The sequence below is a fragment of the Vibrio sp. 779(2023) genome (assembly GCF_033344285.1).
Lineage (GTDB): Bacteria > Pseudomonadota > Gammaproteobacteria > Enterobacterales > Vibrionaceae > Vibrio > Vibrio alginolyticus.
Genome location: NZ_JAWPOM010000002.1, coordinates 214,231 through 229,115, shown reverse-complemented (window position 1 = coordinate 229,115; position 14,885 = coordinate 214,231). Strand labels below are relative to the sequence as shown.

Annotated in this window: 13 protein-coding genes; 2 read left to right on the top strand and 11 right to left on the bottom strand. The window is 46.2% G+C overall.

The window, feature by feature from the left end:
* Positions 1–8: 8 nt before the first annotated feature.
* Entirely contained in the window at positions 9–488 is a 480-nt protein-coding gene (gene folA / locus R8O70_RS03595) for a type 3 dihydrofolate reductase (RefSeq protein WP_017820272.1), read from the top strand.
* Positions 489–757: 269 nt separating this feature from the next.
* Here the strand turns inward: folA and apaH are convergent, their stop codons facing one another.
* From apaH to lptD, 6 genes are all read right to left on the bottom strand, one after another.
* Entirely contained in the window at positions 758–1,564 is an 807-nt protein-coding gene (gene apaH, locus R8O70_RS03590; RefSeq protein WP_042522430.1) for a bis(5'-nucleosyl)-tetraphosphatase (symmetrical) ApaH, read from the bottom strand.
* A gap of 15 nt (positions 1,565–1,579) precedes the next feature.
* Positions 1,580–1,960 carry a Co2+/Mg2+ efflux protein ApaG gene (gene apaG / locus R8O70_RS03585; protein ID WP_005379668.1) on the bottom strand — a complete coding sequence of 127 codons (381 nt, stop codon included), beginning with the start codon at positions 1,958–1,960 and terminating at the stop codon, positions 1,580–1,582.
* Between the two features lie 75 nt (positions 1,961–2,035).
* Complete coding sequence (gene rsmA / locus R8O70_RS03580; protein WP_005379669.1) at positions 2,036–2,845, bottom strand: 16S rRNA (adenine(1518)-N(6)/adenine(1519)-N(6))-dimethyltransferase RsmA; 810 nt, start codon at positions 2,843–2,845, stop codon at positions 2,036–2,038.
* Positions 2,842–3,840, bottom strand: coding sequence for a 4-hydroxythreonine-4-phosphate dehydrogenase PdxA (pdxA, locus tag R8O70_RS03575; protein ID WP_005383085.1), 999 nt, complete (start codon positions 3,838–3,840; stop codon positions 2,842–2,844). Before pdxA ends, rsmA begins: the two co-directional genes overlap by 4 nt.
* On the bottom strand, positions 3,830–5,113 hold the full coding sequence (gene surA, locus R8O70_RS03570) for a peptidylprolyl isomerase SurA (RefSeq protein WP_258624973.1): 1,284 nt from the start codon (positions 5,111–5,113) through the stop codon (positions 3,830–3,832). The genes pdxA and surA overlap by 11 nt, the downstream gene beginning before the upstream one ends.
* Positions 5,114–5,172: 59 nt before the next feature.
* On the bottom strand, positions 5,173–7,518 hold the full coding sequence (gene lptD / locus R8O70_RS03565; RefSeq protein WP_033906028.1) for an LPS assembly protein LptD: 2,346 nt from the start codon (positions 7,516–7,518) through the stop codon (positions 5,173–5,175).
* Positions 7,519–7,784: 266 nt separating this feature from the next.
* On the opposite strand from lptD, the gene djlA reads away from it, so the two are divergent.
* The gene (djlA, locus tag R8O70_RS03560; protein ID WP_033906031.1) at positions 7,785–8,639 is read left to right on the top strand and encodes a co-chaperone DjlA; all 855 of its coding nucleotides are present in this window, start codon (positions 7,785–7,787) and stop codon (positions 8,637–8,639) included.
* 142 nt (positions 8,640–8,781) lie between these two features.
* On the opposite strand, the gene R8O70_RS03555 is transcribed toward djlA, so the two are convergent.
* The 5 genes from R8O70_RS03555 to leuA form a co-directional block, all read right to left on the bottom strand.
* Positions 8,782–9,564, bottom strand: a complete 783-nt coding sequence (locus R8O70_RS03555) for a DUF547 domain-containing protein (RefSeq protein WP_033906032.1) — start codon at positions 9,562–9,564, stop codon at positions 8,782–8,784.
* 335 nt (positions 9,565–9,899) lie between these two features.
* Positions 9,900–10,502, bottom strand: coding sequence for a 3-isopropylmalate dehydratase small subunit (leuD, locus tag R8O70_RS03550; protein WP_005383071.1), 603 nt, complete (start codon positions 10,500–10,502; stop codon positions 9,900–9,902).
* 11 nt (positions 10,503–10,513) lie between these two features.
* A complete protein-coding gene (gene leuC, locus R8O70_RS03545; RefSeq protein ID WP_005379681.1) occupies positions 10,514–11,914 on the bottom strand; it encodes a 3-isopropylmalate dehydratase large subunit in 1,401 nt (466 codons plus the stop codon).
* A 185-nt stretch (positions 11,915–12,099) separates the two neighbouring features.
* The gene (gene leuB / locus R8O70_RS03540) at positions 12,100–13,191 is read right to left on the bottom strand and encodes a 3-isopropylmalate dehydrogenase (RefSeq protein WP_005383068.1); all 1,092 of its coding nucleotides are present in this window, start codon (positions 13,189–13,191) and stop codon (positions 12,100–12,102) included.
* A gap of 82 nt (positions 13,192–13,273) precedes the next feature.
* On the bottom strand, positions 13,274–14,821 hold the full coding sequence (gene leuA, locus R8O70_RS03535) for a 2-isopropylmalate synthase (RefSeq protein ID WP_005379685.1): 1,548 nt from the start codon (positions 14,819–14,821) through the stop codon (positions 13,274–13,276).
* Between the last annotated feature and the right edge of the window lie 64 nt (positions 14,822–14,885).

Sequence of the window (14,885 nt, the reverse complement as noted above, 5' to 3'; positions counted from 1 at the left end):
GACCTAACATGATCATTAGTATGATTGCCGCGATGGCCGACAATCGCATCATTGGCAAAGACAATCAAATGCCTTGGCATCTTCCCGCCGATTTCGCTTGGTTTAAGCGTTGTACCATGGGAAAACCGGTTTTGATGGGACGCAAAACCTATGAGTCTATTGGTCGCCCTTTACCTGGTCGCTTGAATATTGTTATCAGCCGTGATGAGACACTAAAGATCGAAGGCGTCACTACCGTAACATCGATTGAGCAAGCTTTGGACGTGGCTGGTGACGTGGAAGAAGTGATGATCATTGGTGGTGGTGCGATTTACGCATCTTGTCTGCCGATGGCCAATAAACTGTATGTAACACACATTGAAGCCGCGATTGATGGTGATACTCAGTTCCCAGACTGGGGAGATCAATTTAAGGAAACTTACTCAGAAATGTATCAAGCCGATGAGAAGAACGCCTACAACATGCGCTTTACTGTGTTAGAAAAGTAATTCGAGATTAACACCGCGTAGTTAATACGGTAATGCCGTTCGTATAACAGCGAGCGGACATTCCAACCTACCGTCATCCTGAAAAGCGACGAAAGAGCGAGATTCAGGAGCCTCTATACGAGTACTTTGTTGTCAAAGGTATTTCTATCTATTCGCAGCGCGAGGATATTAGATTCCTAGTCTCGTTAAGGCTCGTTGGAATGACCCTACAGGAGGTGTTAAGTGACAAGTATTCTTCCTACTATGGATTATCGACTGTTATTCAGTGTTTAACTTAACGCATCCTGAGTAAAAATTTTCTTATCTTCCCAACGGATCATGGTTAGGCTTCCGCCCCAAACGCAGCCAGTATCTAGCCCGATGACTTCGTTGTTCATATAGCCTTGTAGTGCAGCCCAGTGCCCAAAGAGCACCGCTTTGTTTAAGTGGATACGTTTAGGCACATCAAACCATGGAATAAGTTCGTTACCGGAAACTTGTTGCGGTGGCAATTTACAATCCATATCCAAACGACCATCAGGGAAACAAAAGCGCATCCGCGTAAAAGCATTGATAATATAACGGTATCGGTCCAAACCCTGTAGAGAGTCATCCCAGGAATCAGGTTGATTGCTGTACATGTTTTTTAATAGCCAAGGCAGCTCTTCACTTTGGATGATGCGCTCAACTTCACGGGCACACTTTCTCGCTGTTTTTAGATTCCACTGCGGTGATATGCCAGCGTGACACATCACGAACTCGTCATGCTCGGCCATTAGAGGTTGCTGAGCTAGCCATGTCAGTAGTTCCTCTTTGTCAGGGGCCGTGAAAATAGGTGCGGTTCTATCTTTGTCTTTGACCTTTTTTATCCCGTGAGCCACTGCGAGAAGGTGAAGGTCGTGATTACCAAGCACCACGATTGCGCTTGCGCCAAGTGACTTCACAAAGCGTAACGTTTCTAGTGATTTAGGCCCTCTGGCGACCAAATCACCAGCAAGCCAAAGTTGGTCTTTTTTCGCAGAGAAAGATACTTTTTCTAGTAATCGCTGCAATTCATCAAAACAGCCTTGGATGTCACCAACAATATAGGTAGCCACTGAATCTCCAATTTACTAATTTAAAACATTTGGAACAGCCAAGCGAAATGGTTCGATTTCGGTGATGAACTCTTGCCCTTTCTCATCCAGCATTTTGTAGTGTCCTTGCATAACGCCGACAGGGGTTTCTAACGCGGTTCCGCTACTGTACGTGTATTCATCATTGCTTGGAATAAAGGGCTGCTGGCCTACCACTCCGTCACCTTCAACCGTCATTTGCTTGCCATTCGAGTCTGTGATTAGCCAGCGGCGGCTCACTAACTGTACGGTTTGTTGGCTAAGGTTTTTGATGGTGATGATATAAGCGAAAACGTAGCGTTGTAGCTCTGGGTTGGACTGTTCTTCGATGTATTTGGTGTGAACTTGAATTTTGATGCAAGGTTGAATGACGTCCATGTGCACTCCTCAGAAACGTAATATCCCAATAATAATAAGCCAAACCTACAAGGGTTTGGCTCATTGTTTGAGTTCTTAGTGCTGCGGGTTATCCGCAAGCCAGTTCGCCATTGCGACGAATTGTTCTAGCGTCAGGTTCTCTGGACGCATGCTTGGATTAACACCTAGCTCTTCTAGTACTTCTGTGCTTAACAACGATTTGTAGCAGTTACGAACGGTTTTACGACGTTGGTTAAAGCCTTCACGACAAACGCGATCGAGCAAACGCAGATCTTTCGCCGGGCATGGCAGCTCTTCGTAAGGCACTAAACGAACAACGGCAGAGTCCACTTTCGGTGGTGGAACGAATGCCGTTGGCGGTACTTCCAGTACTGGTACCACTTTACAGTAGTACTGAGCCATTACCGTTAAGCGGCCGTAAGCTTTGCTGCCAGGGCCGGCGGCTAAGCGGTTTACCACTTCTTTTTGCAGCATAAAGTGCATGTCTTGAATGTCTTTATGGAACTCAAAAAGGTGGAACATCAATGGTGTAGAGATGTTGTATGGCAAGTTACCAAAAATGCGCAGCTTGTTGTTTGGCTTCACTAGTTGAGTGAAGTCAAAACGCATAGCGTCACCCTCATGGATGGTCAACTTATCTGCCAGTTCAGGGTGAGTACGTAGGCGTTCCGCCAGATCGCGGTCTAATTCGATAACTGTGAACTTATCTACTTCACGACCTACTGGCTCAGTGATTGCACCAAGACCAGGACCGATTTCAACCAGGTTTTGACCTGGTTTTGGGTTAATCGCTGATACGATTCCATCAATAATGTATGGATCGTTCAGGAAGTTTTGACCAAAACGTTTACGCGCTTTGTGTCCTAAATGGACATCATTTCTCATTGTTTCTTCTCTACCAAATCTATCGCATGCGTGAGCGCTGTTCGGAAACTCCCTGTATCCGCTTGACCTGTCCCTGCCAGATCTAATGCAGTACCGTGGTCCACCGATGTTCTAATAAAAGGTAGACCAAGAGTAATATTTACTGAACGACCAAAGCCTTTGTATTTTAATACTGGCAATACTTGATCATGGTACATGCCTAAAACAGCATCAGCATCATTTAAATATTTTTCATTGAAAATGGTATCAGCCGGCAGAGGGCCGATCAGGTTGATACCTTTTTCTTGTCGAATTTTTTCCAGTGTCGGAGTGATGGTCTCGATCTCTTCACGACCTAAGCAGCCATCTTCGCCAGCATGAGGGTTAAGCCCGCAAACGTAGATGTTTGGTTGTGCGATAGCAAACTTTTCTACAAGGTCTTTATGAAGAATATCGATGATTTTTTCTAATCGCTCTTCGGTGACAGCTTTGGACACATAAGCTAAAGGAATATGTGTTGTAACCAGCGCCACGCGTAGTCCTTCCGTTGCTAGCATCATTACGACTAGCGGCGTTTGTGACTTCTCGGCGAAAAATTCAGTATGACCACTGAATGCAACACCTGCGCGATTAATCACCCCCTTATGAACAGGGCCGGTGACAATAGCATCAAATTCATCATTCATACAGCCTAAAGCCGCTCTTTCTAGCGTTTTTAGTACATAGTGGCCATTCGCTTCATTGAGCTCGCCTGCGACCGCAGGTTCCGATATTTGGATATGGTCAACGATAAGCGTGCCCGCTTTTTGTGCTTTAGGTGCTTCTTCTGGATTGTAATCAGACAGTTGGACTTCGATGCCAAGCTGCTTGGCTCGCTCCGTCAGCATATTCTTATCGGCACAGACGACAATTTGGTGCGCCCAATCTTCTTTCGATAGGGCAAGCACTAAGTCTGGGCCGATACCCGCAGGTTCCCCTGCGGTTACGACAATTCTACGAATTGTATTAGTTGTCATTGTTGTCATCCACGATTTCAACAAACGCACTTGCGCGTAGCTCTTGCATCCATGCGCCCGCTTCTTCATTAAATTTACGGTTAAATAGAATACGGTAAGCTTTGTTCTTCATCGCTGAGTCAGTACGGTCAACTTGGCGACGATCCAACACTTCAACGATATGCCAGCCGTGAACGGTTTTGAACGGTTCGCTCATTGAGCCAACTGGCAGAGTTTCTACTTGGTGCTTGAATTCTGGCACGTAAAGATCTGGTGTTTGATAACCTAGTTCACCGTCTTGTGCTGCCGAGCCAGGATCTTGACTGTATTGTGTTGCCAATTGAGCGAACGTTGCTTCACCGGCTTTGATGCGGCGTACAAATTCATTCAGTTGCTTCTTCGCCCCTTCGTCGCTCAGAATCACGGTTGGTTTAATCAAAATATGACGCGCATTTACTTCCGTTACCGCAACCGTTTCTAGGCCTTTGACATCCTCTATTTTTAGGATGTGGAAACCAACGCCACTACGGAAAGGACCAATAATGCTGCCTTTGTTTTGCATCTTGATCTGATCAGCAAAGATGGTCGGCATCTCTTCTTTACGCATCCAGCCCCAGTCACCACCTTGTAAAGCTTTAGGACCTTTTGAGTAGGTGTAGGCCATCTCCGTAAAGTCTGCACCTTCGTTTAGCTTTTTCGCGAGCGCTTTAGCTTCTGCTTCTACAGCAGATTTTTCTTTATCGTCAGAGAAGCGCAGTTGAATGTGTCCAATTTTGTATTGAACAGTCGCATTGGTTTCTTGTGATAGTTGTTCCGCAAGGCTATCGACCTCTGCTGGAAGGATATTAATACGGCGACGAACCAGTGCATTGCGGGCTTCTGATGCGGCGATTTCCTTACGAATTTGTTCGCGGAATTCTGGGTAACTTAAACCTTCACTTTCTACAGAAGCAGCGAGTTGTTCTACCGATTGCTCATTATTACGTGCGATCTCTGCAATCGCTTGGTTTAAACGGTTGTCGTCAATACGCACACCAATACGGTCTGCTTCTTGGCCTTGCAACGTATCAATGATAAGTTTTTCAACGACTTGTTCTTTTAACACGCTGGTAGAAGGTAAGCTCTTTCCACTTTGACGTGCGTTGGCTTGCAGCGTTTTCATCGCTGTTTCGATGTCGCTTTGTAGAACTACACCGTCGTTCACGATGACCGCAACCTTATCGATCTCTACTGGTGCTGCAACCGCTCCGCAAGAGAGTAGGGTCGTGAATAAGATTGATTTCCAAATTTTCATTTAAAATTCCGTCAGTATTTTTGAATAGGCGTCTTATTCATTTAAGACGCCTATTTTGATTAATTGTTCAGATAGAATGGGCGGCCGTACTTAATCGCGTTGTCAGAACCATCCAGTTCTTTGACTGCAGTGTCTTCACGCTGATTGGTCGCAAAGCCTTGAATACCGAAGTTAACGCTAAAGTTATTTTCGTATTCAGGTGATGCCCCAGTGCTGCCGATAGTTTGGTTTTTCCAACCAAGCAATTGGTTGGCGTAAGTCACACCAATGTACCAACAGTCAGACTGGTAACGCAGGCTCGCTAGCCATTCTAGGTCCGCATTTTCATTGAGGTCGTAGTAGTATTGACCACTTGCAGACCAGTTCGGGTTGAACTCGTAGGCCGCTACAATACCTGCTTGTGAAATGCCTTTACGAGTAATTGTGTCTAGGTTTTCGAGAATGATCGTATCTTCGATGTATTCACGCGTGACGTAACGATAGTTACCCTGAATAAAGCCACCGTTAAATTGGTACTCTAAGGTACTGTTCGCCAACTGCATGGAGCTCAAATCGATATCGTATTGAATTCCACCGTGATAGAACAAGTAATCGTTGTAGTTGAAATCGGCTTCAATCGCCCATGATGAATAGTTGGTGGTCTCATCCGGAAGATTTGGGCTGTTGCTCAGTTTGGTCTTTTTATCGAAGTAGTAAATCTGACCAAATGAAACGTTAAGACGCTCTTTATAGTCATCATCAAAGAAGCGAGTACTCGCACCGTAGCTTAACTGGTTCGCAGAGGCGATTTTATCAATGCCACTGTACTTACGACTGCGGAATAGCCCGTAGTAGTCGGTTTGTAGCAAGGTGGTATCGTAATTGTAGATGTTGGTTTGATCTTCTTCAGGTACGTACAAGTACTGCAGCTGAGGCTCCAGTGTTTGGGTGTAGCCCTTGATCCAGCTTGTATCTCGTTCTAAGTAAAGTTGCGCATGCGTACGGAACTCAGGAATAACACGAGAAACTTCATCATCCAACTGGTTTTGCAAGTTTACATCTGTCAAACCCGTTAAGTCTTGAGAGTAATACGTAGAGAGCACGCGCGCTTCTGTTGTCCACGTTGCCCATGAGTTTGAGAGCGGTAATGTAAGCCCTGGTTCAATGTGAACACGGGTCGCATTTGGTCGCGCAGCATCGCTCGTATCGAAGCGGCTGACTTGGCTCTTCACGTCAAAGTTAAGGTAATCTCCCCACAACGGCGTGTAGTAGTTCAAGTCTAACTGAGGAAGCAGGCGATAAGGGCGGTTCTCTTCTTTCAATAAGATTTGGAAGTCACGAACGGTTAACGAGGCATCCCAGAAGTCAGAACGATATTGTACTTGTCCTTCTTGAACCAGTTGACCATCTTCACGGTTACCAATGTTGGAGTCGAGATCGAGGAAGTAATCAATATCACTCACTTTTGAGTAATCGACTTTGACTATCCACTGTTTATTGATGATACCGTCGTGTTTAACTTGGTAGCCCCAACGAGACTCGTCCTGATATTTGCGATCACTATTGAGGTATTCGCCTTTGATTTCTCCATTTCCCCAACCATCTGTTAGGTAGCGGAAGTCAGTATCGAGTTTTGTACCACGTTGCTGCATATAGAGCGTGGTGAGTGTCATGTCATATTGAGGCGCGATGTTCCAATAGAATGGCACCTCGACTTCCATACCATCACTAGAACCGTACGATAAAGAAGGGAAGAGGAAACCCGTTTTGCGCGTATCTCCAATTGGCATGGTTAGATACGGCACATAGAAAACAGGCACATCTAACACTTCAAATCGAGGATGGTGCAGCGTCGCTGTCTCTTCATCTTGGTCAACATCGATGCCTGACGCAACCAATCGCCATGAATTATCGCCTTGAGGGCACGATGTGATAGAGCCGTCTTCGAGTTCATAAACCGACTGACCTGTGCGGGCGATATAGGCTGCAGTGCCTCGGCCTTGTTGGCAAAGGAACTGATAATCGGTGTTCTCAAGTGAAAACGTATCTTGATTAATGTCGTTAGTAACACGATCAGATCGAGCTTTGACTTGGCCGTCATTGAAAGTCACGTTGCCTTCGGCAACCACGACGTTGTCTTGTTGGTGCAGCGTTACGCTATCTGCGGTAATTTTCTTCTGGCCTTGGGTGACTTGTACATTACCTGAGTACTGAGCTTTGTCACCATTGATGGCTTGCAGGGTGTCAGCCTCTACCACTACTGGGGTATTAAGAGCGTCCTCCTCGCCACTTGTATCGACCAAACATTGATCTGTGGCGGGCATTTCCTGCACACTATCATGGATATTCGCTTCAGCTTGAGTGGTGGGTACAAACAAGGCGGTGCTGATAGAGGCCGCTAAAAATGTGCGGGAGAAATGTTGCATTGAATTGAACTTTCCTGTGTCACTACTACTCGATGGCTATAGGGCTTGTTGTACCCTAGCGTAATAGCCAAATGAATCAACTATAGTCGCATTTATCCCAGCGTATTGATTCACTGTGGCATAATGACGACAAAATAGCTGCAAAGATAAGCAGGCGAAATGGCCTAGCCGAAATAAAACTAATTCCATTATCATAAAGGAAATCGTTGCATCCGGCACTATAAGACCGCCGTCGTCGATAAAAATTCATTGATAGAGAACACATAATGCATATTTTTGGCAAAATTCTGGGTGCCTTTTTTGGCTTGTTACTTGGCGGGCCGCTAGGTTTACTCTTTGGCTTATTTATTGGCCATCAATTCGATAAAGCACGTCGCTTGAGTCAAGCCGGGTTCTCTACTGGCGGCTTTGGAAAAGGGCCAAGTCAAGCTCAGCGCCAAGAAGAGTTTTTTAAAGCGGCGTTTGCGGTAATGGGACATGTGGCAAAAGCGAAAGGCCAAGTCACCAAAGAGGAAATCCAACTGGCTTCAGCCATGATGGACCGCATGAATTTGCATGGCGAACAGCGTCGCGCAGCGCAAGACGCGTTTCGTGAAGGTAAAGACAGCGACTTTCCGTTAGAAGATGTTCTTGTTCGTGTGAAAATTTCGACAGCTGGTCGCTTTGACTTGTTGCAATTTTTCTTAGAGCTGCAAATCTCGGCGGCCTTTGCAGATGGCTCGATCCACCCGAGTGAACGAAATGTACTACACAAGATTGCACGTGGTTTGGGTTTCTCTTCTGAGCAATTAGAGCGTCGTTTGCAAATGCAAGAAGCCGCATTTCGTTTCCAAAGCCAGGGCGGTTTTCATGGTCAGCATCAACGCCAATCTTCAGGTGGTAGCTGGCAACAAGCTTCACAAGCGGATCAGTTGGCCGACGCGTACAAAATTCTGGATGTGTCTTCAGATGCAGACAGTAAAACCGTTAAGCGTGCTTATCGTAAACTGATGAACGAGCATCACCCGGACAAATTGATGGCTAAAGGTTTACCACCAGAGATGATGAACGTCGCGAAAGAGAAATCTCAAGAGATTCAAAACGCTTACGATCTTATTAAGAAGGTTAAAGGCTTTAAGTAGTCGGACGTTTTCTATCAAACATTTGGATGTAAAAAAGGGCACTCAGTGCCCTTTTTTTCATGTCTTAGTCTTTGAGTTGCCGGTGTCTTTAGCTTTTGGCCTATTATGTCCCTAATGCTAATTGACCTCACATCCCCCCAGTTTAGTTGGCTTGATTCAAGTCCCAATCGTATTCGTATTTCACTTTGCCAGAGAAGTTTTTGTATTGCGGAGCATACGTTGCGATGTGGTTGAAAACTTGTTTCTCTCCACCAAAGTCCGCTGCAAACCAATCATAAATAGAAGACAGCTGCGCCGTGTTACCTTGGATAGATACGCCTTTGCTGCTGTTGATAAATGTTTTGGCGGCACTATCCAGTAGAGCTTGCGTGTTGTCAGCAGTGAATGCTTGAGATTGCAGATTAGGGCATCCTAGGCTGGCACAGTTAACCGCGTAATGCGTTCTTGGGTCATTCCAAATTGGACGCAAAATTCGATGTTCAATATCGTTTAAAGTTAGATCCTTCCCATTGACCACGACCACATCGTCTCCCCAAGGACCAAAGCTAAATAAACCACCTAGCTTGGTGATTGATTCGACTGGATAGTTATCCAAAATAAGATCTACCGTGATGGCGTTGTAAAGGTTTACCCAATAGGCATATTGCTCTGCTTGGTTGTATTGTAGAGGGTCTAGTTTTGCCAAACGCTGGATGTATTGTTTCAGCTTAGTTTTATCGACAGAGGAGACTTGGCTATAACGAAACAAGGTATTCTCACCTTGTTCAACCAAATAAGCATCGAGCAATTGCTGCCAATCTTGATGAGAGATTTGACTTTGATTAGCCTGATTCGATTGTTTCCAATACGGCCATAAGTCGGATTTAGGTGCGGCAAATGTTGATAAAGAAACCAGAGCACACAACAGCAATAACAGACGCTTCATAGAGATACCTTTGAATGAGATATTGTTGATAGTGTAGACCAGTTTAGTGCTTGTTTTCTTTCAGTAATCAGTGGCCTTTATTCGCCGTCATTCCGAGGAGCATAAGCGATATCAGGAATCTAATACCCACAAACTCTTGAGTAAAGACAGTATGAATCTGCACAGTGCGCTCTGGCAGTCGATCCTGAATCACACTCCTTCGTCGCTGTTCAGGATGACGAATTTCAACAGAGGCGTTCGGTATTCCGTAAGCAAAGCGATATAAAATCAGTTGTCTAAATAATTAAAAGGGCCGACAATTGCCAGCCCTTGATTTGTGTATGTACTAACGCGTCTTAACGCAAGAAGCTCGGGATATTTGCCTCGTACTCGGCAATCTTATCTTCGTGCTGAAGGGTTAGGCCAATGTTGTCCAAACCGTTTAGTAAGCAGTGACGACGGAACGAATCGATTTCAAAACCATATTCTTTGCCGTTGGCACGAACGACATTCGCTTCTAGGTCGACCTCGACTTCTGCACCTTCATTTGCCTCAACAAACTGGAAGATTTCATCCACTTCTTGTTCAGTCAAACGAACTGGCACCATTTGGTTGTTGATCGAGTTGCCGTAAAAGATATCGGCAAAGCTTGGTGCGATCATCGCTTTGATGCCGTAATCCGCTAGCGCCCACGGTGCGTGCTCACGAGATGAGCCACAGCCGAAGTTCTCACGAGCCAGCAAGATAGACGCGCCTTGGTAGCGAGGTGCGTTCATCACGAACTCTGGGTTCGGTTGTTCGCCAGCATCGTCTAGGAAGCGCCAGTCATGGAATAGGTGCTTACCGAAGCCTAGGCGAGAGACCTTTTGTAGGAACTGCTTTGGAATGATGGCATCAGTATCAACGTTCGCTGCATCTAGAGGAACAACTAAGCCTGTGTGTTGTTTAAAGCCTGACATTGGTTTGCTCCTTAGTCTAGTTCACGAATATCTACAAAGTGACCAGCAATTGCTGCTGCCGCTGCCATCGCAGGGCTCACTAGGTGGGTACGGCCATCACGACCTTGGCGGCCTTCAAAGTTACGGTTTGAAGTAGACGCACAACGTTCATGTGGACCCAAACGGTCATTGTTCATTGCTAGACACATCGAGCAACCTGGCAGGCGCCACTCAAAGCCCGCTTCTTTAAAGATAACGTCCAAGCCTTCCGCTTCTGCTTGCGCTTTTACTTGCTCAGAGCCAGGAACGATCAGCGCTTGAACGTGAGGCGCGACTTTGCGACCTTTCGCTACTTCAGCGGCTGCGCGCATGTCTTCGATACGTGAGTTAGTACAAGAACCAACGAAGACTTTATCGACGTTGTAATCAGACAATGACTTGCCTGCCTCTAGGCCCATGTAAGCCAATGCTTTTTCTGCCGATGCCTTTTCTACTGGGTCGGCAAAGCTTTCTGGTGCTGGGATAGGTTGATCTACCGCGATCACTTGGCCTGGGTTAGTACCCCAAGTGACTTGTGGTTTAATGTCTGCTGCGTTTAGTGTCACGACTGCATCAAACTGAGCATCATCGTCAGTTTTTAATGTCTTCCAGTACTCTACTGCTGCATCAAAATCCGCACCTTGAGGTGAGAATTTACGGCCTTTGATGTATTCGAACGTGGTTTCATCTGGTGCAATCAAACCGGCTTTCGCTCCTAGCTCAATCGCCATGTTACATACGGTCATGCGGCCTTCCATTGAAAGGTCTGTGATCGCTTCACCGCAGAATTCAACTACGTAACCTGTACCGCCAGCAGCTGTGGTTTCACCGATGATGGCTAGCACGATATCTTTAGCCGTGATACCCGGAGCCACTTTGCCTTTTACTTCGATCTTCATCGTTTTAGCGCGCGCTTGTTTTAGCGTTTGAGTTGCTAATACGTGCTCAACTTCAGATGTACCAATACCAAAAGCGAGAGAACCGAACGCACCGTGTGTAGCCGTGTGCGAGTCACCACAAACAATGGTCATTCCCGGTAGGGTAATACCAAGCTCTGGGCCCATAACGTGCACAATACCTTGGTATTTGTGGTTAATGTCGTAAAGCGTAACACCAAACTCTTCACAGTTTTTCGATAGCGTTTCCATCTGGATACGTGCCATCTCACCGGATGCGTTGATGTCTTTGGTGGTTGTTGAAACGTTGTGGTCCATGGTGGCAAAAGTTTTGCTGACCTGACGCACTTTACGACCTTTTTCACGCAAGCCGTCAAATGCTTGCGGAGACGTCACTTCATGTACCAAGTGACGGTCGATGTACAAGATTGGGTTTTCCCCTTCTGCTGCGACGGCAACGTGTGCGTCGTAGACTTTTTCGTATAATGTTTTGCCCATTGTTTGCTTCCTTTCCTCGTCGCCTTTGCCGCAATAACTGCGTTAGCGACACCCATTTATCCAGTTATTTAGCGAACTAAACGCCTTAATATAAATAGACTTGCTGCCTTGCTATTGCACCAATGACTTAGAGGAAAGCCATTGGTTGACCGAGGATTTAGTATTTATTATGAATCTGTTTTGTATTAAGAGTTTAAGATGTACTCAGCGATCTTATCGCCCATCTCAGACGTCGAAAGTGCTGGGTTGTCACCAGCAAGGTCACCCGTTAGTTCCCCCGCTGATAGCGCTTTTGAAACTGCCGTTTCGATGTCTTGTGCCGCCGTTTCCTCACCTAGGCTATAACGTAGCATCAGTGCCGCAGACAGGATTTGTGCCACAGGGTTAGCGATGTTCTTACCTGCGATATCTGGTGCACTGCCACCTGCTGGCTCGTACAGACCGAATTTGCTTTCGTTTAGACTTGCTGATGGCAACATACCCATAGAGCCTGTGATCATCGCACATTCATCAGAAATGATGTCGCCGAAGATGTTTGAACATAGCATTACGTCGAACTGAGCAGGGTCTTTGATAAGCTGCATAGTCGCGTTATCAATGTACATGTGTGACAACTCGACATCTGGGTAGTCTTTTGCGATTTCTTCGACTACTTCACGCCATAAGATAGAGCTTTGTAGAACGTTCGCTTTGTCGATAGAGCACACTTTCTTGCGACGTAGACGAGCAGACTCAAAAGCGATTTTTGCAATACGTTCGATCTCAAAGCGGTGGTACACCTCAGTATCAAATGCTTTTTCTGTTGCGCCTTCACCTTCACGACCTTTCGGTTGGCCGAAGTAGATACCACCCGTCAGTTCACGGACTACCACGATGTCAAAGCCGCGACCCGAGATGTCTGCACGTAGCGGTGAGAAAGCTTCAAGACCTGAGTGAATTTGCGCTGGACGTAAGTTACAGAACAGTTGGAAGTGTTTACGTAGCGGCAGTAGGGCACCGCGTTCAGGTTGGTCGTTTGGTGGTAAGTGCTCCCACTTAGGGCCGCCAACCGAGCCGAATAGGACTGCATCAGACTCTTCACATGCTTTTATTGTGCTCTCTGGAAGTGGGCAACCGTGATTGTCGATCGCGATACCACCGACATCATGCTCGTCACGCTCAAACGCAATACCATGTTTCTTTTCGATTGCATCCAATACTTTATGTGCCTGCGCCATTACTTCCGGGCCAATGCCGTCACCGGGTAGGACGGCAATTTTGTACGATTTGTCTGTCATGTTAATCCTTTAAGTTTTCTAATTTTGAGCTTAATTATTTCAACGAGCGTGTTCTTTCCTGAGCCGTGTAGCCCGGTTGTTATTACACAGTCGCAATCTTTTTCTGCTTCATTTCTTCGATTTTATCTGCACGATGAATGCTGTTAATAACGTGCAATAATGCTTGGCCGGAAGCCTCAACGATGTCGGTGGAAACACCCGTACCGTGGTATTTGCGACCTTTGTAGTTGGCAATGATGTCTGCTTGACCCAAACCATCTTCACCTTCACCTTTCGCGGTTAGGTCGAATTTATCCAGAACGATGTCGTAGCCTGTCACGCGGTAGATACATTGGTATAGCGCATCAACTGGGCCATTACCGACCGCTGCTTCACACATTTCTTCATCACCGCATTGCATTTTGATGCTGGTGGTAGCCATTACGCTGCCAGACTGCACGCTTAGGTAGCTCAATTTGTAGAAGTCATCTTCTTCACGCAAGTTCGAGAAGTGCATTAGGGCTTCTAGGTCGTAATCGAACACTTGGCCTTTGCGATCAGCAAGTTTCAAGAAATCCGCATACAGCGCGTCTAGGTTGTACTCGTCTTCGTTGTAACCCATGGTATCCATATGGCTCTTCACGGCAGCGCGACCGCTGCGGCTGGTTAGGTTCAGAGCTTGGTTTTTTAGGCCAATAGACTCAGGGGTCATGATTTCGTAGGTATTCTTATTCTTCAACATGCCATCTTGGTGGATGCCTGAAGAGTGGCTAAACGCATTTGCACCCACAATTGCTTTGTTGCTTTGAATAGGCATATTGCATAGCTGGCTAACCAACTTACTGGTGCGGTGAATTTCATCATGCTTAATGCCAGTGTGAACGCCCAAAAACTCTTGACGAGTCTTGATGATCATTGCGATCTCTTCAAGTGAACAGTTACCCGCTCGCTCTCCAATGCCATTGATCGTGCCTTCTATCTGACGTGCGCCAGCTTGAACGGCGGCAATAGAGTTGGCAACTGACATCCCCAAATCGTCGTGACAGTGAACGGAGATGATCGCTTTATCAATGTTCGGAACGCGGTTAAATAGAGTTTCAATAATCCCACCAAACTCACTTGGTACGGTGTAGCCAACGGTATCTGGAATGTTGATTGTACTCGCACCTGCATTGATGGCGGCTTCTACCATGCGACATAGGTTGTCGATTGGAGTACGACCAGCATCTTCACAAGAAAACTCGACATCATCAGTGTAGTTACGTGCATGTTTAACGGCGTTGACTGCCATTTCTAGTACATCGTCGTAGCTGCGGCGTAGTTTGTCTTCTACGTGAATGGTGGAAGTGGCTAAAAACGTGTGGATACGGAATTGGTCAGCCACTTTTAATGCTTCAGCGGCAGCATCAATGTCTTTCGCAACGGCACGCGAAAGGGCACAAACTCGACTGTTTTTTATGTTTTTTGCGATGGTTTGTACAGACTCGAAATCACCTGGTGAAGAGATTGGGAAGCCAGCTTCGATAACATCAACGCCGAGTCTTTCCAGCGCATAGGCAATCTGCAGTTTTTCTTTAACCGTCAAGCTTGCTGACAACGCTTGCTCGCCATCACGCAATGTGGTGTCGAATATAATGACCTGATCGTTCATGTTTGCTTCCTTCCTGATTTCTGCACTTTCGCGCAAGTGAATCGTTTACTTCCAGTATTTAGAT

Coding starts and splice junctions, on each gene's coding strand:
- folA (WP_017820272.1), top strand. CDS start 9: ATGATCATTAGTATGATTGCCGCGATGGCCGACAATCGCATCATTGGC.
- apaG (WP_005379668.1), bottom strand. CDS start 1,960: ATGGACGTCATTCAACCTTGCATCAAAATTCAAGTTCACACCAAATAC.
- rsmA (WP_005379669.1), bottom strand. CDS start 2,845: ATGAGAAATGATGTCCATTTAGGACACAAAGCGCGTAAACGTTTTGGT.
- pdxA (WP_005383085.1), bottom strand. CDS start 3,840: ATGACAACTAATACAATTCGTAGAATTGTCGTAACCGCAGGGGAACCT.
- surA (WP_258624973.1), bottom strand. CDS start 5,113: ATGAAAATTTGGAAATCAATCTTATTCACGACCCTACTCTCTTGCGGA.
- lptD (WP_033906028.1), bottom strand. CDS start 7,518: ATGCAACATTTCTCCCGCACATTTTTAGCGGCCTCTATCAGCACCGCC.
- djlA (WP_033906031.1), top strand. CDS start 7,785: ATGCATATTTTTGGCAAAATTCTGGGTGCCTTTTTTGGCTTGTTACTT.
- R8O70_RS03555 (WP_033906032.1), bottom strand. CDS start 9,564: ATGAAGCGTCTGTTATTGCTGTTGTGTGCTCTGGTTTCTTTATCAACA.
- leuD (WP_005383071.1), bottom strand. CDS start 10,502: ATGTCAGGCTTTAAACAACACACAGGCTTAGTTGTTCCTCTAGATGCA.
- leuC (WP_005379681.1), bottom strand. CDS start 11,914: ATGGGCAAAACATTATACGAAAAAGTCTACGACGCACACGTTGCCGTC.
- leuB (WP_005383068.1), bottom strand. CDS start 13,191: ATGACAGACAAATCGTACAAAATTGCCGTCCTACCCGGTGACGGCATT.
- leuA (WP_005379685.1), bottom strand. CDS start 14,821: ATGAACGATCAGGTCATTATATTCGACACCACATTGCGTGATGGCGAG.